At 70.1% G+C, this 22,701-nt stretch carries 20 protein-coding genes and 1 riboswitch; of the genes, 15 read left to right on the top strand and 5 right to left on the bottom strand.

Going from position 1 to position 22,701, the window contains the following annotated elements; genetic code table 11:
• Positions 1-23: 23 nt before the first annotated feature.
• Entirely contained in the window at positions 24-764 is a 741-nt protein-coding gene (locus ACQEUU_RS01880; RefSeq protein ID WP_433059389.1) for a TerC family protein, read from the top strand.
• Positions 764-1,954 (top strand): cytochrome P450, encoded by a 1,191-nt coding sequence (locus tag ACQEUU_RS01875; RefSeq protein WP_433059386.1) that lies wholly within the window; start codon positions 764-766, stop codon positions 1,952-1,954. The genes ACQEUU_RS01880 and ACQEUU_RS01875 overlap by 1 nt, the downstream gene beginning before the upstream one ends.
• 9 nt (positions 1,955-1,963) lie before the next feature.
• On the opposite strand, the gene ACQEUU_RS01870 is transcribed toward ACQEUU_RS01875, so the two are convergent.
• On the bottom strand, positions 1,964-2,926 hold the full coding sequence (locus ACQEUU_RS01870) for an SAM-dependent methyltransferase (RefSeq protein WP_433059383.1): 963 nt from the start codon (positions 2,924-2,926) through the stop codon (positions 1,964-1,966).
• Positions 2,927-3,253: 327 nt separating this feature from the next.
• Between ACQEUU_RS01870 and ACQEUU_RS01865 the strand changes: the two genes are divergently transcribed.
• The 4 genes from ACQEUU_RS01865 (at position 3,254) to ACQEUU_RS01850 (ending at position 8,410) form a co-directional block, all read left to right on the top strand.
• Positions 3,254-4,144, top strand: a complete 891-nt coding sequence (locus ACQEUU_RS01865) for a Rossmann-like and DUF2520 domain-containing protein (protein ID WP_433059380.1) — start codon at positions 3,254-3,256, stop codon at positions 4,142-4,144.
• Positions 4,145-4,186: 42 nt separating this feature from the next.
• Positions 4,187-5,020, top strand: a complete 834-nt coding sequence (gene panC / locus ACQEUU_RS01860) for a pantoate--beta-alanine ligase (RefSeq protein WP_433059377.1) — start codon at positions 4,187-4,189, stop codon at positions 5,018-5,020.
• Between the two features lie 78 nt (positions 5,021-5,098).
• Positions 5,099-7,624, top strand: coding sequence for an L-aspartate oxidase (locus tag ACQEUU_RS01855; protein ID WP_433059374.1), 2,526 nt, complete (start codon positions 5,099-5,101; stop codon positions 7,622-7,624).
• A 3-nt stretch (positions 7,625-7,627) separates the two neighbouring features.
• Positions 7,628-8,410 (top strand): type III pantothenate kinase, encoded by a 783-nt coding sequence (locus tag ACQEUU_RS01850; protein ID WP_270157850.1) that lies wholly within the window; start codon positions 7,628-7,630, stop codon positions 8,408-8,410.
• Between the two features lie 57 nt (positions 8,411-8,467).
• Here ACQEUU_RS01850 and ACQEUU_RS01845 read toward each other — a convergent pair whose 3' ends face one another.
• A complete protein-coding gene (locus tag ACQEUU_RS01845) occupies positions 8,468-8,950 on the bottom strand; it encodes a hypothetical protein (RefSeq protein ID WP_433059371.1) in 483 nt (160 codons plus the stop codon).
• A gap of 175 nt (positions 8,951-9,125) precedes the next feature.
• On the opposite strand from ACQEUU_RS01845, the gene lysX reads away from it, so the two are divergent.
• Positions 9,126-10,583 (top strand): bifunctional lysylphosphatidylglycerol synthetase/lysine--tRNA ligase LysX, encoded by a 1,458-nt coding sequence (gene lysX / locus ACQEUU_RS01840; RefSeq protein WP_433071700.1) that lies wholly within the window; start codon positions 9,126-9,128, stop codon positions 10,581-10,583.
• On the opposite strand, the gene ACQEUU_RS01835 is transcribed toward lysX, so the two are convergent.
• On the bottom strand, positions 10,567-11,835 hold the full coding sequence (locus ACQEUU_RS01835; protein WP_433059368.1) for a cytochrome P450: 1,269 nt from the start codon (positions 11,833-11,835) through the stop codon (positions 10,567-10,569). The two genes, lysX and ACQEUU_RS01835, sit on opposite strands and share 17 nt — an antisense overlap.
• Positions 11,836-11,985: 150 nt before the next feature.
• Here ACQEUU_RS01835 and ACQEUU_RS01830 point away from each other — a divergent pair, with 150 nt between their 5' ends.
• Positions 11,986-12,198, top strand: a complete 213-nt coding sequence (locus tag ACQEUU_RS01830; protein ID WP_393408367.1) for a LuxR family transcriptional regulator — start codon at positions 11,986-11,988, stop codon at positions 12,196-12,198.
• Between the two features lie 52 nt (positions 12,199-12,250).
• Here ACQEUU_RS01830 and ACQEUU_RS01825 read toward each other — a convergent pair whose 3' ends face one another.
• Positions 12,251-13,294, bottom strand: coding sequence for an NlpC/P60 family protein (locus ACQEUU_RS01825; RefSeq protein ID WP_433059365.1), 1,044 nt, complete (start codon positions 13,292-13,294; stop codon positions 12,251-12,253).
• 7 nt (positions 13,295-13,301) lie between these two features.
• Positions 13,302-13,454, bottom strand: a riboswitch (cyclic di-AMP (ydaO/yuaA leader).
• A 277-nt stretch (positions 13,455-13,731) separates the two neighbouring features.
• Here ACQEUU_RS01825 and ACQEUU_RS01820 point away from each other — a divergent pair.
• The 6 genes from ACQEUU_RS01820 to ACQEUU_RS01795 all read left to right on the top strand — a co-directional run bounded on the left by ACQEUU_RS01820 (position 13,732) and on the right by ACQEUU_RS01795 (position 21,695).
• Positions 13,732-14,289: an amino-acid N-acetyltransferase gene (locus tag ACQEUU_RS01820; protein WP_433059362.1), complete on the top strand. Its 558-nt coding sequence runs from the start codon at positions 13,732-13,734 to the stop codon at positions 14,287-14,289.
• A gap of 97 nt (positions 14,290-14,386) precedes the next feature.
• Complete coding sequence (locus tag ACQEUU_RS01815) at positions 14,387-15,760, top strand: RDD family protein (RefSeq protein WP_433059360.1); 1,374 nt, start codon at positions 14,387-14,389, stop codon at positions 15,758-15,760.
• A 109-nt stretch (positions 15,761-15,869) separates the two neighbouring features.
• Positions 15,870-16,358, top strand: coding sequence for an RDD family protein (locus ACQEUU_RS01810; RefSeq protein WP_433059357.1), 489 nt, complete (start codon positions 15,870-15,872; stop codon positions 16,356-16,358).
• 512 nt (positions 16,359-16,870) lie between these two features.
• Complete coding sequence (locus ACQEUU_RS01805) at positions 16,871-17,203, top strand: histone-like nucleoid-structuring protein Lsr2 (RefSeq protein ID WP_433059354.1); 333 nt, start codon at positions 16,871-16,873, stop codon at positions 17,201-17,203.
• 758 nt (positions 17,204-17,961) lie between these two features.
• The gene (locus tag ACQEUU_RS01800; protein WP_433059351.1) at positions 17,962-20,463 is read left to right on the top strand and encodes an ATP-dependent Clp protease ATP-binding subunit; all 2,502 of its coding nucleotides are present in this window, start codon (positions 17,962-17,964) and stop codon (positions 20,461-20,463) included.
• A gap of 293 nt (positions 20,464-20,756) precedes the next feature.
• Complete coding sequence (locus ACQEUU_RS01795; RefSeq protein WP_433059348.1) at positions 20,757-21,695, top strand: sugar phosphate isomerase/epimerase family protein; 939 nt, start codon at positions 20,757-20,759, stop codon at positions 21,693-21,695.
• Positions 21,696-21,716: 21 nt separating this feature from the next.
• On the opposite strand, the gene ACQEUU_RS01790 is transcribed toward ACQEUU_RS01795, so the two are convergent.
• A complete protein-coding gene (locus ACQEUU_RS01790; RefSeq protein ID WP_433059345.1) occupies positions 21,717-22,187 on the bottom strand; it encodes a MarR family winged helix-turn-helix transcriptional regulator in 471 nt (156 codons plus the stop codon).
• 61 nt (positions 22,188-22,248) lie between these two features.
• Here ACQEUU_RS01790 and ACQEUU_RS01785 point away from each other — a divergent pair, with 61 nt between their 5' ends.
• Entirely contained in the window at positions 22,249-22,665 is a 417-nt protein-coding gene (locus ACQEUU_RS01785) for a cupin domain-containing protein (protein ID WP_433059342.1), read from the top strand.
• Positions 22,666-22,701: the final 36 nt, after the last annotated feature.

The following is a 22,701-nucleotide window of genomic DNA, read 5'->3' as shown; positions in this document are numbered from 1 at the left end:
CCCGACCCCGAAAGTAGGCGGCGATGCTTGACTGGGTGGCCAACCCGGAGATCTGGATTGGGTTCCTCACGCTGGTGACCCTGGAGATCGTCCTGGGCATCGACAACATCATCTTCATCTCCATCCTGGCCGGGAAGCTGCCTCCCGAACAGCGTGACCGGGCGCGGGTGGTGGGCCTGGGCGCGGCGCTGGTCATGCGACTGCTCCTGCTGCTGGCGCTGTCGTGGGTGGTGCGGCTCACCGCGCCGCTGTTCGAGGTGTTCGGTCATGAGATCTCGGGCCGGGACCTCATCCTGCTGCTGGGCGGGCTGTTCCTGCTGGCCAAGAGCGTCACCGAGATCAGCCACACCATGGACGGGCCGGCCAAGGACGGCAAGTCGGCGGCCGTCGTCTCGTTCACTTCGGTGATCGTGCAGATCATGCTGCTCGACATCGTCTTCTCGCTCGACTCGGTCATCACCGCCGTGGGCATGGTGAACGAGCTCGGCGTGATGATCGCGGCCGTGGTGGTCGCGGTGATCGTGATGCTGTTCGCGTCCGGGCCGATCAGCCGGTTCGTCGACGCGCATCCCAGCATCAAGATGCTGGCGCTGGCGTTCCTGGTGCTGATCGGGGTCATGCTCGTCGCCGAAGGGCTCGACCAGCACATCCCGAAGGGCTACATCTACTTCGCGATGGCCTTCTCGGTCGTGGTGGAGCTGCTCAACATCCGGGTGCGGAGCAAGAGGGCGAAGCAGGTCGAGGCCACTTCTACTATGAAATAGTGCGCTTTGATCCTTGGAATCCGGATTTCGTAGCTCATCCCTACGACGCCTACGCCGAACTGCGGCGCGAGGCCCCCGTCAGCTACTTCGAGCCCACCGACCAGTGGCTGATCGCCCGTCACGCCGACGTGGACGAGCTGCTCCGCGACCGCAGGCTCGGCCGCTCCTACCTGCACACGGCCACGCACGAGGAGTTCGGCAGGGCGCCGGAGCCGGAGTTCCAGGAGCCGTTCTGGCGGGTGGTCCGCGCCGGCATGCTCGACGTCGAGCCGCCGGTGCACACCCGCCTGCGCCGCCTGGTGTCCAAGGCGTTCACCCCGCGCATGGTCGAGTCCCTGCGGCCGCGCGTGCGGGCCATCGCCGAAGGGCTCGTGGACGCGTACGTGGAGAAGGGCGGCGGCGACCTGATGGCCGAGGTGGCCGAGCCGCTGCCGGTGACGGTGATCGCGGAGATGCTGGGCATCCCCGAGTCCGACCGTCACCTGCTGCGGCCCTGGTCGTCCGACATCTGCCTGATGTACGAGCTCAACCCGACGGAGGAGATGCAGCACACGGCCGTCAGGGCGGCGGACGAGTTCGCCGAGTACCTCAGGGGCCTGGCCCGCGAGCGGGCCGGGCAGCCGGGCGAGGACCTGATCAGCGCGCTGGCGCGGGTCCCCGAGCTGACCGAGGACGAGCTGATCGGCACGTGCGTGCTGCTGCTCAACGCCGGTCACGAGGCCACCGTGAACGCCACCGGCAACGGCTGGTGGGCGCTGTTCAGGAACCCGGGCGAGCTGGCCCGGCTGCGCGCGGACCGCTCGCTGCTGCCCACCGCGATCGAGGAGGTGCTGCGCTGGGACACCCCGGCGCAGATGTTCGAGCGCTGGGTGCTGGAGGACATCGAGGTCGGCGGGGTGCGGATCCCGCGCGGGGCCGAGGTGGCGCTGCTGTTCGGCTCGGCCAACCGCGACCCTGAGGTGTTCGAGGACCCCGACCGGTTCGACGCGGGCCGTGTGGACAACCCGCACATCTCGTTCGGTCTGGGCATCCACTACTGCCTGGGCGCGCCGCTGGCCCGGATCGAGATGACCGAGTCGTTCGGCGCGCTGCTCGACCGGGCGCCGGGGCTGGAGCTGGTCAGGGAGCCGGAGTGGAAGCCGGGCTACGTCATCCGCGGCCTGCGGGGGCTGGAGCTGCGCACCGGGTGAGCCTCGGGCTCACCGGCGCTGGCAGAGCCAGCCGAACCCGCCCAGCCCGGCCGGATCGATCAGCTCGCCCTCCTCGGAGGCGCGGGCGAGCGCTCTGAGGTAGCCGGGCGGGTCGGTGCCGGCCAGGTCGAGGGGAGGGCGGGCGCCGGTGATCCCCAGCGAGCGCAGCGCGGCACGCTGTGTGGACAACTCTGTGGATATCGCGCCCGCCCGCCGACCGGCCTCCGCGCAGGCGTCAAGCGCTACATGTGCGGTGATGTCGCAGGTCCCGTCGGGTATGGGAGAAACGACCGCGCCGTCGCGATATCCGGTGAGTGTCCCGCAACGCGGCCGGTTATCCACAGGGTGTGCATAATCCATGGCGACGGCCCGGCCCCGGTCGAGCCGGGTCAGCACCGCCGCCCAGGCCGCGTCGCGGGTGCGGCCGATCTCGGCCCTGGAGCCCACGCACGACAGCGGCCACCACCGCTTCAGCCACGCCAGGTCGGCCTGCGGCGGCTCATCGCCCAGCCGCTCGTCGCCGGTCCCGGTGTGGACCATCACCAGCCTCGGCCCGTCGGCGGTCTGCTCGGCGACGTCCACCGGCACGTTGTCCAGCCACTCGTTGGCGATGACCAGCCCGCGGATGCCGGACGGGATCCGGGCGGACCAGCCGATCTCCTCGGGCAGGCTCTCCGGGCGGGGCGACAGGTCGACGGCCGTGACGCGCAGCCTGGCCCGCAGCTCGTCGCCGGCCATGCCGAGCACGTGACTGACCAGCACGCCTTCGCCCGCGCCCACGTCCACCAGGTCGAGATCCCCGGGCCGGCCGAGTTCGGCGTCGACCTCGCGCAGGAGGGTCAGCACGGCCTCGGCGAAGGCTGGCGACGCGCCGACCGAGGTACGGAAGTGACCGGAGGGGCGTTCGCGGAGGTAGAAGCCCCCCTCGCCGTACAGCGCCCGCTGAATGGCGGCGCGCCAGGTGAGCCACATGCTTGGACTATCTCACGATGTCCGCGGGAGTCCGGACCGGTCGGCCCGGTCCGGACTCCGCCGTGGCCGCCAGTCGGCGGAGGCGGCCACGCGCACCCCCAAGAGGTTCCGGCACGGTGCGGGCGTCGGAGCCCGGGTGGGGACTCGGCGCCCGCTTCCTGCGGTGAACCCCTCTCCTCATCTCATTCCGACAGGGGGTGCACGATTCATATGCCCTTATCCGATTTGTCGGTAACGCAACCTGGAGCAAAACCCCGGTTACCTGCACTCGCCGACGCGCCGGTTACGCTGGTCGCCAGTGCCATAGGTCGTACGGGGGGTGACGTCATGGAGGCAGCTGATCGCCCGGCCCGCCTGGGCGTCGGTGTGCTGGGAGCCGGCAAGGTAGGCTCCGCGCTCGGGGCCGCGCTGGCGCAGGCCGGCCATCGCGTCGTCGCCGCGAGCGGCGTCTCCGACTCCTCCCGGCGCTGGGCCGCGGCCCGGCTGGGCATCGAGCCGGTACGGCCCGACGAGGTCGTGGCGGCCGCCCAGCTCATCCTGCTCACCGTGCCCGACGACGCCCTGCCCGACCTGGTCGGCGGTCTCGCGGCCACCGGCGCCGACCTGCGCGGCAAGATCCTCGTCCACTGCAGCGGCGCGTACGGGCTGTCCGTGCTCGAACCGGCCGCGCGCAAGGGTGCGCTGCCGCTGGCGCTGCACCCCGTGATGACGTTCACCGGCCGCGACGACGACCTCAACCGGATCACCGGCTGCTCGTTCGGCGTCACCGCCCCCGAGCCGCTGCGGCCGATCGCCGAAGCCCTGGTCATCGAGATGGGCGGGGAGCCGGTGTGGATCGCCGACACCGACCGCCCCCTCTACCACGCGGCTCTCGCCAACGCCTCCAACCACATGGTCACGCTCATCGCCGAGTCGGAGGAGCTGCTCGGCCGCATCGGCGTCGAGCATCCGGGACGGATGCTCGGGCCGCTGCTCGGCGCGGCGCTCGACAACGTCCTCAGACTCGGCCTGACCGCGCTGACCGGGCCGGTGGTGCGCGGCGACGCCGGCACCGTGCGCAAACACGTCGACGCGCTGATCCTGGCCGCGCCCGAAGCGGCCGACGCCTACGTGGCGCTGGCCAGGCTCACGGCGGACCGGGCGCTCGCGGCGGGGCTGCTCAAGCCGGAGGAGGCCGAGCGGCTGCTCGACGCGCTGGGTGGCAACATATGGACCTGACCGTGACCCACCCCGGGCATGGATCCGTTCTGGAGGCAGCGCATGCACCCGATCGTCGCCAGGAACCGCTCTGACCTGACCAAGGCCCGCACGGGCGGGACCCTCGCCCTCGTCCCCACCATGGGAGCCCTGCACGAAGGCCACCGCTCGCTCATCAGGCTCGCCCGCGAGCGCGCCGACGAGGTCGTCGTCAGCGTCTTCGTCAACCCCCTGCAGTTCGGGCCGGGGGAGGACTTCCAGCGCTACCCGCGCACCTTCGACGCCGACCTCGCGGCGTGCCGGGAGGAGGGCGTGGACGTGGTCTTCGCCCCGGCCGCCGACGAGATGTACCTCCCCGACCGCCAGGTGAGCGTCTCAGCGGGCGGGATGGGACGGATCGTCGAGGGCGCCTCGCGGCCGGGCCACTTCGACGGCATGCTGACCGTGGTGCTCAAGCTGTTCAACCTGGTGCGGCCTGACCTGGCGGTGTTCGGGCAGAAGGACGCCCAGCAGCTGGCCATGATCCGCCGGATGGTCGCCGACCTCGACGTGCCGGTGGAGATCGTCGGAGCGCCGACCGTCCGGGAGCCCGACGGGCTGGCCCTGTCCAGCCGCAACCGCTACCTGTCGGCCGCCGAACGCCGGGCGGCGCTGTCGCTGTCGCGCGCCCTGCGCGCGGGGGAGGGCGAGCCGACCCCGGCCCGCGTCCGCGCCGCGGCCGCCAAGGCGCTGGCCGAGGCCCCGCCGGAGCTGGAGGTCGACTATCTGGCGCTGGTGGACCCGGCGACGTTCCTGGAGGTTCCCGACGCGTACGAGGGAGAGGCGGTCCTGGCGGTGGCCGCCAGGACCGGCGCTACGCGGCTGATCGACAACGCGGTGGTGCGGCTGGGCCGGTAGCGGCCCCCCGGCGCGCTGCCGTTCTCCTCCAGGCGTTATCGTCATAATGACGAAATCGCCCCATCGAGGAGGGCCCCCATGAGTGCACCGGCGATCCCCCAGCGGCTGGCGGCCCCAGAACCGGGCTGGACCGCCGAGGCCGACGTGGTCGTGGTCGGGTCCGGGATCGCCGGGCTCACCGTGGCGCTGCGCCACGCCGAGCTGTCCCCATCCGAGCGGGTCCTGGTCGTCACCAAGGACGTGCTCTCCTCCGGCTCGACCCGCTGGGCGCAGGGCGGCATCGCGGCCGTGCTCGACCCAGGCGACACCCCGGACGAGCACCTCAACGACACGCTGCTGGCCGGAGTCGGGCTGTGCGACAGGCAGGCCGTGCGGACGATGGTGACCGAGGGCCCGGGAGCGCTGCGGCGGCTGATGGACCGCGGCGCCCGCTTCGACCGGGCCCCCGACGGCCGGCTCCAGCTCACCCGGGAGGGCGGGCACCGGCGCGACCGCATCGTGCACGCCGGCGGTGACGCCACCGGCGCCGAGGTGCAGCGCGCGCTCGTCGAGGCCGTCCGGGCGAGCGGCATCGAGGTGATCGAGCACGCGCTCGTCCTCGACCTGCTGAAGGACGCCGCCGGCCGGGCCACCGGCGTCACCCTGCACGTCATGGGCGAGGGCGCGCGCGACGGCGTGGGCGCGGTCAGGGCCCGCGCGGTCGTGCTCGCCACCGGCGGCATGGGCCAGGTGTACGCGGCCACGACGAACCCCGTCGTGTCCACCGGCGACGGGGTGGCGCTGGCGCTGCGGGCCGGGGCGGTGGTGCGCGACCTGGAGTTCGTCCAGTTCCACCCGACCGTGCTCTGGCTCGGCGAGGGCTCCACCGGGCAGCAGCCGCTGATCTCGGAGGCGGTCCGGGGCGAGGGCGCCTTCCTCGTCGACCACGAAGGCAACCGGTTCATGACCGGCGTGCACGAGCTGGCCGACCTGGCGCCGCGCGACGTGGTGGCCAAGGCGATCATGCGGGTGATGCGCGAGACCGGGCGCGACCACGTCTTCCTCGACGGCCGCCACTTCGGGGCGGACAAGTGGCGGGCCAGGTTCCCCACGATCCAGGCCGTCTGCCGCGAGCACGGCGTCGACCCGGTCACCCAGCTCGTCCCGGTGTCCCCGGCCGCGCACTACGCCAGCGGCGGCGTCCGCACCGACCTGCACGGCCGCACCTCCATCGAGGGGCTGTACGCGTGCGGCGAGGTCGCCTGCACCGGCGTGCACGGCGCCAACCGGCTGGCCTCCAACTCGCTGCTCGAAGGGCTGGTGTTCGCCGAGCGGATCGCCGAGGACATCCACCGCGCCCGGCCCCGCCCGGGACCGCCGGAGCGGCCCGCCGCACCGGCCGGTCTGATCGACCCGCGGGCCCGCGCCAGGATCCAGGGCCACATGAGCGCCGGCGCCGGCGTCCTGCGCGACCGCGAGTCCCTGCTGGCCACCGCCGGGGCGCTGCGCGACGCCCGCTGGACGCCGGTGGCGGTGGCGCCGTGCACCGAGTCCTGGGAGACCACCAACCTGCTCACGGTGGCCACCGTGCTCGCGGGCACGGCGGCGGCGCGGCTGGAGACGCGCGGCTCCCACTGGCGCGAGGACCACCCCGAGCGCGACGATCACGAGTGGCTCGGCCACCTGGACGTGACCCTGACCGAGGAGGGCCTGCACATGACCTACACCCCGCACGGCGACGCCATGCCGCGGCGGCTCGCCCAGGAGCTGGCCGCCGCCGGGCTCGACCCCGCCGACGCCGACGCGGTGATCGACCGGGCGCTGGCCGAGGACCTGTCGGCGGCGGGCGACGTCACCAGCATCGCCACGATCCCGGCCGGTCAGCACTCGTCCGGCGACCTGGTGGCCCGCGCCGACGGCGTGGTGGCCGGCCTCGCCCTCGCCGAGGCGGTGTTCCTGCGGCTGGGCGCGACCCGTACCGAGAGGAAGGCCAAGGACGGCGAGCGGGTCCGCAGGGGCGAGGTGCTGATGACGGTGCAGGGCCCGACGCGCGCCCTGCTGACGGCCGAGCGCACGGCGCTCAACCTGGTCACGCACCTGTCCGGGATCGCCACGCTGACCGGCCGGTGGGTGGAGGCGATCGGCGGCACCCGCGCGCGGGTGCGCGACAGCCGCAAGACGCTGCCGGGGCTGCGCGCGCTGGAGAAGTACGCGGTGCGCTGCGGCGGCGGCGTCAACCACCGGATGTCGCTGTCGGACGCGGCCCTGATCAAGGACAATCACGTGGTGGCGGCCGGAGGGGTGGCGCAGGCGTTCCGCGCGGTGCGCGAGCGGTACCCGGACCTGCCGATCCAGGTGGAGGTCGACAGCCTCGCGGAGCTGGAGGAGGCGCTGGCCGAGGGGGCGGAGGTGATCTTGCTGGACAACTTCACCGTGGAGCAAACGGTCCAAGCCGTCCAAATCACGAAAAATCGCGCCAATACGGCGGTTGCGCTCGAAGCCAGCGGGGGATTGACCTTGGAATCGGCCCGCGATGTGGCGGAGACTGGCGTGGACTACCTTGCGGTAGGCGCTCTGACCCATTCGGCGCCGGCCCTGGACGTCGCACTGGATCTACGGGGGTAACACATGCTGCTCACGATCGACGTCGGCAACACGCACACGGTGCTCGGGCTCTTCGAAGGCGAGGACGTCATCGAGCACTGGCGGCTGGCCACCGACGCCCGCCGCACCGCCGACGAGATCGCGGTCGTCCTCCAGGGCCTGCTCGCCCAGTCGCCCCTGCTCAAGGGCACCGACATCGGCGGCATCGCGATCTGCTCGACCGTGCCCAGCGTGCTCAACGAGATGCGCGAGATGTGCCGCCGCTACTACGGCGACGTCACCGCCGTCGTGGTGGAGCCCGGCGTCCGCACCGGCGTGCCGGTCCGGATGGACAACCCCAAGGAGGTCGGCAGCGACCGCATCGTGAACGCCCTGGCCGCCATCGACCAGTACGGCGGCCCGTGCATCATCGTCGACTTCGGCACCGCCACCTCCTTCGACGCGGTGTCGGCCAAGGGCGAGTACATCGGCGCGGTCACCGCCCCCGGCATCGAGATCTCCGTCGACGCCCTGGCCGCCGCCGGAGCCCAGCTGCACAAGGTGGAGCTGATCAGGCCCCGCTCGGTCATCGCCAAGAACACCGTCGAAGCGCTTCAGGCGGGCATCATCTACGGCTTCGCCGGCCAGGTCGACGGCATCGTCGAGCGGATGGCCGCCGAGCTGGCCGACGACCCCGACGACGTGACGGTGGTCGCCACCGGCAGCCACGCCGGCCTGGTCGTCGGCGAGTCACGCTCCATCGACGTGCAGGAGCCGTGGCTCACGCTCATCGGGCTGCGGCTGGTCTACCAGCGCAACACCGCGTGAAAGGGCGCAGGCGGCCCCCCGCTCGGGTAGGGGACCGCCTGCGGCTCGTGTGAAGCCCTACTCGGACTCGGCGGCGTACAGGTACTCCCAGTGACCGCACTTGGTCACCCAGTGCCGGTTCGGGGGGATCTGGCAGACCTTCACCCGTACGGCGGACACGTCGTCGACCTCGAACGCGAACTTCTTGGCGCCCGGGTAGCCGCAGAACTTCCTGGCGTAGACCTCGTCCCAGTCGTGGTGGAAGTCGGCGGCCTGGACCTTCACGTAGGCGCACTTGCCGCCCTGTCCGTAGGTGCGCCGGTCGAGGTCGTAGAGCCGGCCGCGGACGTGGGCCGTGTTGGACTCCTGGTGCTCGTCCCACTCCACGCCGATCCAGCCGGTGGCCTTGGCCAGGTGGTGCTTGGCGTAGACCGGGCCCCAGGAGTCCGAGTAGTCGAACCCGCCGGTGGTGGTGGCGGCGCTCGCGGCGGCGGGCGCCGCGAGGGCGAGGGCGCCGGTGGCGGCGACGGCGAGCAGGCCAGTGGCGATCTTCTTGAACATGATCTCTCCCAGAGCCCCTTCCCCAGTCCCCGGCCCGCTGCCGGATCCTCCTTCGAGCTCGTGACTCATGAGTAAGCGAGCCTGGTTGCAGGCCCCCTGCAGGGGACCGACCAGACCTTGCAGGCGGCCGTATCCCCTACCCTTTGATGGTGTGAGCGACGAACTTCCCGAGCAGATGCGCATCCGGAGGGAGAAGCTCGACCGCCTTCGCGCCGAAGGCGTCGACCCTTACCCGGTGACGTTCCCCCGCACGACCACCAACGCCGAGCTCAGGGAGAAATACCAGGGGCTGGAGCCCGACACCGCCACCGGCGACCGGGTCGGCGTGGCCGGGCGCGTCATGCTCAACCGCGTGGGCGGCAAGCTCTGCTTCGCGACCCTGCGCGACGGCAGCGCCGACCTGCAGGTCATGATCTCGCTCGACAAGGTGGGCGAGGAGTCGCTCGCGTCCTGGAAGCACGACGTCGACCTGGGCGACCACGTCGGCGTCGAGGGCGAGGTGATCACCTCCAGGCGCGGCGAGCTGTCCATCCTCGCCGACCGCTGGCAGATCACCTCCAAGTGCCTGCGCCCGCTGCCGGAGAAGCACCTCGGCCTGACCGACCCGGAGGCGCGGGTCCGCCAGCGCTACGTCGACCTCATCGTCAACGACGAGGCCCGCAAGATGGCCCGCGTCCGCAGCGCCACCGTGCGCGCGGTGCGCGACTTCTGGCACGAGGAGGGCTACCTCGAGGTCGAGACGCCGATGCTGCAGCCCATCCACGGCGGCGCGGCGGCCCGGCCCTTCGCCACCCACATCAACGCCTACGACATGGAGCTCTACCTCCGCATCGCGATCGAGCTCTACCTCAAGCGGCTCGTGGTCGGCGGCATCGAGAAGGTCTTCGAGGTCAACCGCAACTTCCGCAACGAAGGCGCCGACTCCACCCACAACCCCGAGTTCACCATGGTCGAGGCCTACGGCACCTACCTCGACTACCACGACATGGCCGACCTCACCCAGCGGATGTACCAGAAGGCCGTGGTGGCCGCGCTCGACACCACCGTGGTCGTCCACGACGGCGTCGAGGTCGACCTCGGGCTGCCCGAGTGGCCCAGGGCCAGGCTGTACGACCTGGTGTCCGGCGCGGTGGGCGAGGAGGTCACCACCGAGACCCCGCTGGAGCGCGTGCGGGCCCTGGCCGACAAGCACGACGTGAAGTGGGACCCGAAGTGGGGCCAGGGCAAGCTCGTCCAGGAGCTGTTCGAGGAGCTGATCGAGCACACCCTGGTCCAGCCGACGTTCGTCATGGACTACCCGCTGGAGACCTCCCCGCTGGCCCGCGTCCACCGCGACAACCCGCTCCTGACCGAGAAGTGGGACCTCATCGGCTTCGGCACCGAGCTCGGCACCGCCTACTCCGAGCTGAACGACCCGATCGACCAGCGCCGTCGGCTGGAGGAGCAGTCCCTTCTCGCCGCGGGCGGCGACCTCGAGGCCATGCAGCTCGACGAGGACTTCCTCCAGGCCCTGGAGTACGGCATGCCTCCCACGGGCGGCATGGGCGCCGGCATCGACCGGATGATCATGGCTTTCACCGGCCGCAACATCCGCGAGACCATCCTGTTCCCGCTGGTCAAACCGACCCGCTGACCGCGCCGGGGGCGGGCGCCGCGCCGCCCCGGCCGCGGTTGAGCCGGACGGGCAGCCGGGCGAGGCCGCGCAGCACGAGGTTCCCCTTGTACGGCGGGTCCGGATCGGCCAGTTCCAGCCCCGGCGCCGCCCGGGCCAGCGCGGCCAGCGCCACCTCGCCTTCCAGCCGGGCCAGGGGCGCGCCCAGGCAGAAGTGGACGCCCAGGCCGAACGCCAGATGCCGGCCCGGCGCCCGCCCCACGTCGAACACGTCCGGGTCGGGGAAGACACCGGGGTCGCGGTTGGCCGCGCCGACCAGCGCCATCGTCATCGTGCCCGCCGGCACGGCGACCCCGTCCAGCTCGGCGTCCCGCAGCGCGGTGCGCGCCGTGAGCTGGACCGGCGGATCGTACCTGAGCACCTCCTCGACGACCTCCCTGGGCCGGTGCGCGGCCTCGCTCAGCACGCCGTGCCTGACCAGGGCGAGCACGCCGTTGGCGATGAGGTTGACGGTCGTCTCGTGCCCGGCCACGAGCAGCAGCACGCACGTGGCCAGCAGCTCGCGCTCGGTCAGCTCCTCGACCTGGACGAGCGCGCTGAGCAGGTCGTCGGCGGGCGCCCGCCGGCGCAGCGCGATGAGGTCCCTGAAGTAGGCGTGGAACTCTCGACGGTCCCGCTGGTTGCGCTCGGCCAGCTCGTCGGTGACGATCGGGTCGAGGCTGCGCGCCACGGTCTCGCTCCAGCCGCGGAACCGCTCGTGGTCCTCGGGCGGCACCCCCAGCATCTCGCTGATCACCATGACGGGCAGCGGGTAGGCGAAGTCGCGGACGAGGTCGGCCTCGTCCGGCAGCGCGGCGACCAGCTCCGCGGTGATCGTCTCGATGCGCGGGCGCAACCGCCGCACCATGCCGGGCGTGAAGGCCCTGCTGACGAGCCCGCGCATCCGCGTGTGGTCCGGCGGGTCCATCATGAGGAACGAGCGGACCGGCTCGTCGGGGCCGGACGGCGGGGTGGGGCCGTGGCCGAAGCGGGGATCGCGCAGGATGGCCGAGCAGAGCTCGTGGGAGGTGGCGACGACCAGCCCGCCGCGGGTCCGGTGGAACGGCCGGCGCAGCTTCCGGTAGCTGGAATAGGGGTCGCGCAGAAATGCGTCGTCGTACGGATCGAAACCCAGCAGATCGCTGGGAGTCAGCGCGGGCGGCGACGCGCTGTCAGAGGCGTTGTGATCGATCATCGCGCTGGTGGAGGTGCCGGCATATGGCGAGTACTTCATCTTGGCCGGATCATGTCAATGGCCAGGGTCAGATGAAGCGGATCTCGCGCTTGACGGTCTTTCACGGATGCGTTTACGTAGTCCGGGACGAGCAGCCCATTGCTCGGGCCAGGAGGTCTCCGAGTAGTGCTGTTGGGGGGAGGGCTCCCGATGGATGTGCTCAGTGAAAACGTCGAACTGAGCCATGCAGACCTGGCGTTGCTGGCAGAGCTTGCCAGAGGCGTCACCGTGGATCGCGTGGGGCGCCGCCTCGACTGCAGCGGCCGCACGGTGCGCCGAAGATTGAGGGGCATCTGCGACCGGATCGGGGTGGCCACGGCGATCGAGGCCGTGGCCTGGGCGGCGCGCCGCCAGTTGATCTAGCGCGCCGCCTTTCCAGCGCCGGTCGATCGAGCGCGCCGGCTGATCCCGATGATCAGTCGGCGATGCGCACCGCGCCGGCGTAGGGGCGCCGCGCTATGGAGGCGATGCGGACGACGTCACCGGTCCGCGGGGCGTGCACCATCATGCCGCCGCCGAGGTAGATGCCCACGTGGTGCAGGTCGCTGTAGAAGAAGACCAGGTCGCCGGGGCGCAGCTCCTCCCGCGAGATGTGCCTGCCCGCGGTCCACTGCTCGCCGGTGTAGTGCGGCAGCGAGATCCCGACGCGCTGGTAGGCGGCCATGACCAGGCCGGAGCAGTCGTAGCCGTTGGGGCCTTCTGCGCCCCAGACGTACGGCTTGAGCTGCTGGGTGAGGGCCCAGCGGGCGGCCTGGGCGGCCTTGCCGTCGCCGGGGATGGGCAGGTTCACCCTGACGGCCCGGGTCCCGGGGCGGCCGGCCTCGCCGAGCGCGCGCTGGAAGAGTCGGCTCTCGACCCTGGTGACGAGGGCGGAGATGCGGTCGCGCTTGGCGCCGAGGTCCTCGACGATCTGGTCGACCTCGTCGATGCGCTTCCTGGCGCCTGCCCTGGCGCGTTCTGCGGCGTCCATCGCCTTGGTGAGCTTCAGCACCTCCTCGCTCTGCTGCCGGCGCAGCGCGTAGGTGGTGGCCGCGCGGTCGAGGTAGGTGTCGGGGTCGCCGCCGCCGGCGAAGGCGAGCGTCCGGTTGAGGCCGCCCGACATGTACTCGGCCTCGACCAGCAGCGTCATCTTCGTCCTCTTGGCGGCCAGCTCGGCCTCGCTGGTGGCGAGCCTCTTCTCGGCGTTCTCGACGGCCTTCCTGGCGGTCTTGAGCTTCTCGCGCTGCCCGTTGTACTGCTCGGTGAGCGTCTCGATCTCCAGGTGCATCTTCTCGACCTGCTCGGAGAGCTCCTTGAGCGAGGGCTTGGGGTCGGCTGTGGCGGGACCGGCTGGGACGGCGAGCATCAGGGCGGCGAGGACGGCGGCCGCGACGATCAGCCTCAGGCCGTTGCCGGTCCGTTCCGGGGGGCGGGCGGGCCCGCCCTCGGCGCTCCCCCTGCGGTCGCGCGTGCGCTTCACCGATCAAAGCTCCTTCCGTGGGCGCCGACCGGGTTAGCTGACGGGTTCGGGCCGGAGCAGCCCTACCGAGCGAGGTGCCCGGATTCACCCCTGGCGGCGCTGCCTGATCGCCGCCGGCGGATCCCCGGTTCCCCTTGCGGGGATTGGGCGCGTCTCCGCGCCGCGTGCGCGGGGACATCGACGCTGGACACTAATGCACCCCGGGTTCCTGCTCAACCGGAACTGCCGACTCTGTAGAGGTTTCACAACTGACGGGTCACAGGGTGATCTCGGAAACCCCGTGACGGCAAAGACTTTCTGTCCTCTTTGTGGTTACTTGGCGCAGGGGTGAACCTGCGGCGGCCAGGAGCGCTTCGTTCAGCCACGCGACCTCACAAGTGGGGCGGAAGTCCCGGGTTTGGGGTGAGCCGTAATCGCAATCGGTACTCTGGAGAGCCATGGAGCAGCTCGCCGAACGTCCCCTTCCCGAGACGGAGGTCCTCGTCCGGCGTGCCAGGACGCCCGACGTCAGAGCCATCAAACTCCTGGTGGACACCTACGCGGGAGCCGGTCCCCGGCTGCTGGAGAAGGCCGCCGTCACCCTGTACGAGGACGTGCAGGAGTTCTGGGTGGCCGAGCGCGACGGCAGGGTCGTGGGCTGCGGGGCGCTGCACGTGCTCTGGGAGGACCTCGCGGAGATCCGCACCGTGGCGGTGCACCCGGAGGCGCGCGGGCTGGCGATCGGGCACAGGATCGTCGCGGCCCTCATCGACACGGCCAAAGAACTCGGGTTGCGCCGCGTATTCTGCCTCACATTCGAGGTCGACTTCTTCGCGAGACACGGATTTCGTGAGATCCAGGGCACCCCCGTCTCGCCCGAGGTCTACGCGGAACTCCTGGCCTCGTACGACGAGGGCGTGGCCGAGTTCCTGGACCTGGAACACGTCAAGCCGAACACCCTGGGCAACACCAGGATGTTGCTTCACCTGACCTCGGGTGATGCGGATCTTGACTGACAGAAAAGGTGATTGTTGATAGCCATGTCGATACGTTGTCCAGGACAGGCATGTGCCCTGACATGTGCCACATGCGCACGCGAAGCGAGGTGACACGGTGAGCACCGGACAGCCGCCGTATCCGCAGGATGACTCCGGAGAGAATCATCCTGGATACGGGCATAACCCGGGACGCCCTCAAGGCGAGGATCCCGACGCGACGGTCGTTGGCTATCGGGCCGACGACCCCTACGGCCAGGGCCAGTACGGCCAGCAGGGCTACGGCCAGCAGCAGCACGGGCAGCAGCAGTACGGCCAGCAGCAGTACGGGCAGCCGGGTCAGCAGGGCTACGGCCAGCAGGGCGCCTCCCAGCCCGGCTACGGCCAGCAGCCGCAGTATGGGCAGCAGCCCGACTACGGCCAGCAGGGCTACGGCCAGCAGCCCGCCTCGGGCCAGCAGGGGTACGGCCAGCAGGCCGCCTCGGGCCAGCAGGGCCAGGGTTACGGTCAGCAGGGCGCGTCCCAGCCTGACTACGGTCAGCCGCAGTACGGGCAGCAGCCGCAGTCGCAGCCCGACTACGGTCAGGCCCCGTACGGGCAGCAGCCGCAGTCGCAGCCGGGCTACGGCCAGCCGCAGTACGGCCAGCAGCCTGCCTCGGGCCAGCAGGGTTACGGCCAGGGCTACGGTCAGCAGGGCGCGTCCCAGCCCGACTACGGTCAGCCGCAGTACGGGCAGCAGCCGCAGTCCCAGCCCGACTACGGTCAGGCCCCGTACGGGCAGCAGCCGCAGTCGCAGCCGGGCTACGGCCAGCCGCAGTACGGTCAGCCGCAGTACGGTCAGCAGCCCCAGTACGGGCAGCCCGGCGCCGGCCAGCCCGGCTATGGTCAGCCCGGTTACGGGCAGCAGCCGCAGTACGCGCAGCAGGGCTACGGCCAGCCCGGTTACGGGCAGGCGTACGGCCAGCCGGTCGGCCTCCAGCCTCCGGGCGCCCCGGCGCCGCTGGCGGAGTGGTGGCAGCGGCTGGTGGCCCGCCTCGTCGACTTCGTCATCTTCGGCGTGGTCTACGGTGTGCTGAACTTCATCTTCTTGAGCCTGCTGTTCGCCTCGTACAACTCGGCGGCGGGCATCTCGAGCGGCTACTTCACCTCGATCATCGGCAGCCTGTTGCTCTGGCTCGTCGCCGGTGGCCTCTATGTCGCCTACGAGTTCTTCATGACCAAGGCGAACGGGCAGACGCTCGGCAAGCTGGTCATGGGGATCAAGGTCGTGCCCGTCGGTCAGGCCCTGCCGCCCGGCGGCCTGCCCAGCGGCGTGGCGCTGAAGCGGGCCGGGGTCACGTGGGGCGGCTACCTCCTCGCCGGCATCCCGTTCCTCGGCTGGCTCGGCTCGATCGCGGTGCTGGTCAACGCCATCTCGCATCTGTGGGACAAGCCGCTGCAGCAGACGTTCGCGGACAAGTTCGCCGGCACGGTCGTGGTGAAGATCAAGTAACCGGGCAGTCCGGAAAACAGGGGCCGGTGATCCACCGGCCCCTGTTTTCGTGTGTGCTCCGTACCAGAATGGGAACGGTCGGGGGACACTGATGGGGCGAGGTGAGGTTATGGCCGCGACACCGCCGCGGGCGGATCCGGTGCCCGCGGAATGGTGGGAACGCCTCGTCGCCCGGCTCATTGAAGCGCTCGTGTTCGGGGTGTTCTATTACATTCTGTTCATCGCGCTATGGGGGATCTTCCGGACTGTCGGGGTGCTGGAGCTGTTCGGGGGCCGATTGCCCGGCGTGTTCGCGTGGGTGTTGGCGGGGCTGGGTTATACGGTCTACGACTGGGTCACCCTTTTCCGGGGCGGGCGCACGTTCGGCAAGGCGATCATGCGCATTCGGGTGGAGCCGGCCCCGCTGGGGTCGCGTGACGCGTGGAAACGGGTGCTCGGCTATCCGGCCCCGGCCATCGTGATGGGCATTCCGGTGCTCAATCTGCTGGCCGGAATGTTCGTGTTCGCGGTCGGCCTGCTGATCCTGATGGACAAGCCGCTGCAGCGTGGGCCGCATGACAGGCTGGCCGGGACACTCGTGGTTAAAGATCATTCCTGAGCGGGGCAAGACCGGGAGCCGCTTTTCAGGAAACTTGGTGGAGATCCGGTAAGACGCCTGGAGAGACTGCCATTAGGCTATGGGGCGTCCGGGTTGCCGGATGTTGATGCCCCTGACACGCTATGGGCATCTGTGTGCCGCTATGGTATGAGGTGCGAAGGTTGCCGGGCTACGGCGACACCGGCACGGTCAAGCCGTGCCGCCGCACCGCGCGTGTATTAAGCGCCAGGAAACCCCCGTCCGCTGTGGAGGCGAGGACGAATGCAAGTTCTGGGAGAGGTATTGTCCGCGCTCATCCCGCCGGTCGTGGTGGGGGGAGCCTTCATCTTTGGGGTGGTCAAGTTGGTGCGCGCCGAGGGTCCGGGGCGACGGCCAAACCGGCAGGATCAGGCCGAGAACAGCCACTGATCGGTGACTCAGCAGAATCGTAGCTGAGCTGAATTGTCTTAACGTCTTTCCGGGTATATGTTTGGGCGAGCGAATGAAACAATGCTCCGGAAAGGATTGCGTAGATGGCCAAGCAGATCCAGGAGATTCTCATCGATGACCTCGATGGGGGCGAGGCCAATGAGACGGTCAGCTTCGCTATTGACGGCTCTTCCTATGAGATTGACCTCAGCGACGTTAACGCCAAGAAGCTGAGGGACGCTCTCACGCCTTTCGTGCAGCACGCCCGCAGGTCGGGAGCCGTCCCCACGCGTCGTCGCGGCCGTGGCGGCCAGCGGGCGATGAGCCGCGAGAAGAGCGCCGAGATCAGGCAGTGGGCCAAGGCTCACGGCCTGCCCGTCAGCGAGCGAGGCCGGATCGCCTCCACCGTCGTCGAGAAGTACGAAGCGGCCCACTAAAGCGAGCCGCGGCTGACCATGCGCTTATGCCGTTCGCCTAAGGACCCCGGCGGCCGCCATAAGCGCATGATCGTCAAAGGCGAACCCGATCCTGGACGTCGATCCGGTGATCTTGGATTTGCCTGATAAATGGGCATTTGGGTCTTCGCATCGAACCGTCGAGCGCGTGCTTTTGGCGGTTTTGTCGGGGATGACGGGACTCCAGCGCTTTCGGGCGATCTGGGGTCCCATCTCTGTGTCCGGCCTCCCCGCGCCCGCCCCACACCGGCAGTCCCGCCTGCCCGGCCGGGCGATCCGGCCACTCTGGTAACGCCGCTGACCAGACCGGATTTCGCCCTGAGTGATGCGTTCCACATCCGCTTGGCCCGCGTTTGCATCGCCGCATACCATGACAGGAGCAAGAGATGCGGAAGCGGCGTCCAGGACGCATGGGCGTGACGACGGGCGACGACCCGCCCCAAGGGCCGGCCCGCCGGGCGTCCCTCTTCGCCCTTTCCGTGTGATCTGTCAGCGCCGCCGGCGGCGAATTAGAGCCGTAGCACCCAGGCGTCCAAAACATCGTTCGCTTGCGGCGTATCGGGAACACGTCACCCCCGAACCATAGTTGGATGGAGGGTGAACGCCCTGCTCTCGGGGAACGCTCTGTGCTATAGAGCGTGTCAGCGGCAGAGGGCACGGTTCGCCGAGCCAGGGCTAGCATGCGGGATGACGGGACCGGACTTACCGGCCTGACTGACCGCTCTGTGAGGAGCGACGAGATGTTCGAGAGGTTCACCGACCGAGCGAGGCGTGTTGTCGTCCTGGCCCAAGAAGAGGCCAGGATGCTCAACCACAACTACATCGGCACTGAGCACATTCTTCTTGGTTTGATCCACGAAGGTGAGGGCGTGGCCGCCAAGGCTCTGGAGAGCCTCGGCATCAGCCTTGAGGGCGTGCGTCAGCAGGTCGAGGAGATCATCGGCCAGGGCCAGTCGGCTCCGTCGGGGCACATTCCCTTCACCCCGCGGGCCAAGAAGGTCCTCGAGCTGTCGCTCCGTGAGGCTTTGCAGCTGGGTCACAACTACATCGGCACCGAGCACATCCTGCTCGGGCTCATCCGCGAGGGTGAGGGTGTGGCCGCCCAGGTGCTGGTCAAGCTTGGAGCTGATCTCAACCGGGTCCGGCAGCAGGTGATCCAGCTGCTCCACGGTTACCAGGGCAAGGAGCCGGCCGCCGCGGGCGGCCCCCAGGAGTCGGCCCCGTCCACCTCCCTGGTGCTCGACCAGTTCGGCCGCAACCTGACCCAGGCCGCCCGCGAGGGCAAGCTGGATCCGGTCATCGGCCGCGAGAAGGAGATCGAGCGGGTCATGCAGGTCCTCTCCCGGAGGACCAAGAACAACCCCGTTCTCATCGGCGAGCCCGGCGTCGGCAAGACCGCCGTCGTCGAGGGCCTGTCGCAGAAGATCGTCAGGGGCGAGGTGCCCGAGACGCTGAAGGACAAGCAGCTCTACACGCTTGACCTCGGCGCCCTGGTCGCCGGCTCCCGCTACCGCGGCGACTTCGAGGAGCGCCTCAAGAAGGTGCTCAAGGAGATCCGCACCCGCGGCGACATCATCCTGTTCATCGACGAGCTCCACACGCTCGTGGGTGCGGGCGCCGCCGAGGGCGCGATCGACGCCGCCAGCATCCTCAAGCCCATGCTGGCCCGCGGCGAGCTGCAGACCATCGGCGCCACGACTCTCGACGAGTACCGCAAGTACCTCGAGAAGGACGCCGCGCTGGAGCGCCGCTTCCAGCCGATCCAGGTGGCCGAGCCGTCGCTCAGCCACACGATCGAGATCCTCAAGGGCCTGCGCGACCGCTACGAGGCGCACCACCGCGTGTCCATCACCGACGGCGCGCTGGTGGCCGCCGCGCAGCTGGCCGACCGCTACATCAGCGACCGCTACCTGCCCGACAAGGCGATCGACCTCATCGACGAGGCCGGCTCGCGGATGCGCATCCGCCGCATGACCGCGCCGCCGGACCTGCGCGAGTACGACGAGAAGATCGCCAACGTCCGCCGTGACAAGGAGTCCGCGATCGACGCGCAGGACTTCGAGAAGGCGGCTGCCCTCCGCGACCAGGAGAAGCAGCTCCAGCTCAAGCGCGAGCGGCGGGAGAAGGAGTGGAAGGCCGGCGACATGGACGTCGTGGCCGAGGTGACCGAGGAGCTCATCGCCGAGGTCCTGGCCACCGCCACCGGCATCCCGGTCTTCAAGCTGACCGAGGAGGAGTCGCAGCGCCTGCTCCGCATGGAGGACGAGCTCCACAAGCGGATCATCGGCCAGGACGACGCCATCAAGGGCCTGTCGCGGTCCATCCGGCGCACCCGCGCCGGTCTGAAGGACCCGCGGCGTCCCGGCGGCTCGTTCATCTTCGCGGGTCCCTCCGGCGTCGGTAAGACCGAGCTGTCCAAGGCTCTGGCGGAGTTCCTCTTCGGCGACGAGGACGCTCTGATCAGCCTGGACATGTCGGAGTTCATGGAGAAGCACACCGTCTCCCGGCTGTTCGGCTCGCCTCCCGGCTACGTCGGCTACGAGGAGGGCGGTCAGCTCACCGAGAAGGTGCGGCGCAAGCCGTTCTCCGTGGTCCTGTTCGACGAGATCGAGAAGGCCCACCCCGACATCTTCAACTCGCTGCTGCAGATCCTGGAGGACGGTCGCCTGACCGACGCCCAGGGCCGGGTGGTCGACTTCAAGAACACGGTCATCATCATGACCACCAACCTCGGCACCCGTGACATCTCCAAGGGCATCGGGGTCGGGTTCGCGAAGTCCAACGACACCGAGTCCAACTACGAGCGGATGAAGGCCAAGGTCCAGGAGGAGCTCAAGCAGCACTTCCGGCCCGAGTTCCTCAACCGCGTCGACGACATCGTGGTCTTCCACCAGCTGACGCCGAACGAGATCATCAAGATCGTGGATCTGATGCTCGCGCAGGTGGCCGACCGGCTGAAGGACCGCGACATGGGGCTCGAGGTCTCGCCCGACGCCAAGCAGCTGCTCGCCGACCGCGGTTACGACCCGGTCATGGGCGCCCGGCCGCTGCGCCGTACGATCCAGCGCGAGCTGGAGGACTCGCTGTCGGAGAAGATCCTCTACGGCGAGCTCCGTCCGGGGCAGGTCGTCAAGGTGACCATCGAGGGCGAGGGCGACGACGCCACGTTCGTCTTCGTCGGGGAGAACGTCACCCAGGTGCCCGACTCCGCGGCCGCCATCGCCGGTTCGATCCAGAACTGACGGTTCCGAAGAACCCCCGCGTGCTCCGGCACGCGGGGGTTTTTCGTGCTCTGGAAACGTTGCCGAATCGTTGACGCCACGACTGGTTCGCCACGAGTAGTAGTACTACACTGCGTAGAGCTTCGCTCAGTCCTGTCCAAGTGATCCACAAGATCACACTCGTACGGTCGGGACTGCTCCCTGGGGAGTAGCCGGAAATCAACCCAGGGCTGACGCGCGCGACGCTCACGAGCCGAGATGCTCGGAGCGCACCAGCGGGCGAGGGAAACCAGTGAAAGTCGTGGAGGAAGTCGATGCGCCTGCGTCACGATGACGGAACGCTCGTTCACCTCGCCTACAACGCAGGCGTGCACCCCGCGGAGGACCTGGAGAACCTCATCGCCCATCTCACCCGCTACGCCGTGCCGGTGCGCAAGCGGCTCGGCGTCGAGCGGATGGGCGTCGGCCTGTGGCTCTCGCCGGCCGTCGCCGACCATCTCACCGCCGACCGCATCGAGCTGGTCCGCCTGCGCCGTTCCCTTGAGGAGCGCGGCCTGGAGGTCGTCAGCCTCAACGGCACCGGCGGCCGCAACCAGGAGGCGCCCGGCCCCGACTGGGCCAAGCCCGAGCGCTACCGCTACACGATGGCGCTGGCCAGGATCCTGGCCTTCCTGCTGCCCGACGACGTGCAGTCCGGCAGCATCTCCACCATCCCGATCGGCTGGCGCCGCGACTGGCCCTCCGACCTGCAGGCCATCGCCACCCGCCGGCTGGAGCGGCTCGCCCGCGAGCTGCGCGGCCTCCACAGCGTCACCGGCAAGACCGTCAGGGTCGGCTTCGAGCCGTGGCCCGGCTGCGTGCTGGAGACCACGGAGCAGGCGCTGGAGCGGGTACGCGGCATCGACTCCGACCACCTGGGCGTCTGCCTCGACGCCTGTCACCTGGCCGGCGGCTCGGAGGAGGCCGGCGAGGCGCTGCGCGGCCTGGCCAAGACCGGCGCCCCCGTGGTCAAGCTCGGCCACGTCCACCACCACACCGGCGGCGCGCCCAACACCGGCAGCGTCCTGCACGACACCCTCACGGCGATGCTCTCGGGCGCGGTGAGCGGCAGCGCCCACATCGAGGTCGAGACCCACAACCTGGCGGTCCCCGGCCGCGCCAAGGGCCCCGGCGCCCTGGTCTCCCTCCTGGCCGAGGAGCTCGACTGGGCCCGCACCAGCCTCACCGGCCTGGGCCTCCAGCTCGCCGCCTGATCGGGGGAACGGTCCGGCGCCTCACGCGGCGCCGAACCAGCCCGGAATGTCGAGGCGCCACAGGTCGGCAGGGGTCATCCTGCGCAGGTCGGCCTCCAGCGCCCGAAGCCGGTCCTCGCCCAGTTCGGCGGCCCAGCGGGCGCGCAGGTCGTCGAAGATCGCGGCCGAGCGGGCGAGCGCGTCCCTGCCGTACGGGGTCAGACGGACGATCTTGCGGCGGGTGTCGGCGGGGTCGCGGGTGCGTTCGACGTAGCCGAGGCGTTCCAGTGTCTCGATGGTCTTGCCCGCGGCCTGCTTGGTGACGCCGAGCGTGCGGCCCAGGTCCACCGCCGTCGTGCCGTCGGGCCCTATGGCCTGCATGACGAAGCCGTGCATGGGCCGGATGTCCGGATGCCCCTGACGGCCCAGCTCGGCGTGAAGCTCGTCGATGAGCACCCGGAAGGCCAGGAAGAGGCGGAGCGGGAGTTCGAACCCCGGGGGTGTGCTTGACACGATAGACAACCTGGTTCACTATCTGGACAATGACGTTGTCTATCTTAGGGGAGCATCTGCCATGACCGTCATCCGCGACGCGGGGGCACGCAGGATCGAGACGCCCAACGGGACCATGACCACCCTCGCCTCACCCACCCAGGGCGAGTCCCGCCAGGCCGTGTGGCGCGTGGACGCCAGGCCCGGCACGGCCGGCCCGGTGCACGCCTTCGACACCGAGTCGGTGTGGACCTGGCTGGCGGGCCGCTGCACCGTCCAGCTCGGCGGCGAACGGGTCGAGGTCGCGGCCGGCGACACCATGGTGCTGCCCGCCGACGTGCTGCGACAGCTCATCGCCGACGAACGGCACGGGTTCGCCGCGATCGTGGCCGCCCCCGCGGGCGTGAGCGTCTACAACCCGGACGGGCTCGACACCCCGGACGCCTGCGACCTCGTCCCCGAGGGCACCAGCCGCATGCCGCTGCCCTGGGCCCGGTGAACGACAGAGCCGAACGCGAGGGAGCGCGCCGGGAGG

The sequence above is a fragment of the Nonomuraea sp. CA-218870 genome, assembly GCF_050936535.1.
Taxonomy (GTDB): domain Bacteria; phylum Actinomycetota; class Actinomycetes; order Streptosporangiales; family Streptosporangiaceae; genus Nonomuraea; species Nonomuraea corallina.
Note: the sequence above shows the minus strand (reverse complement) of the source record. Positions and strands in the feature narration are given on the sequence as shown.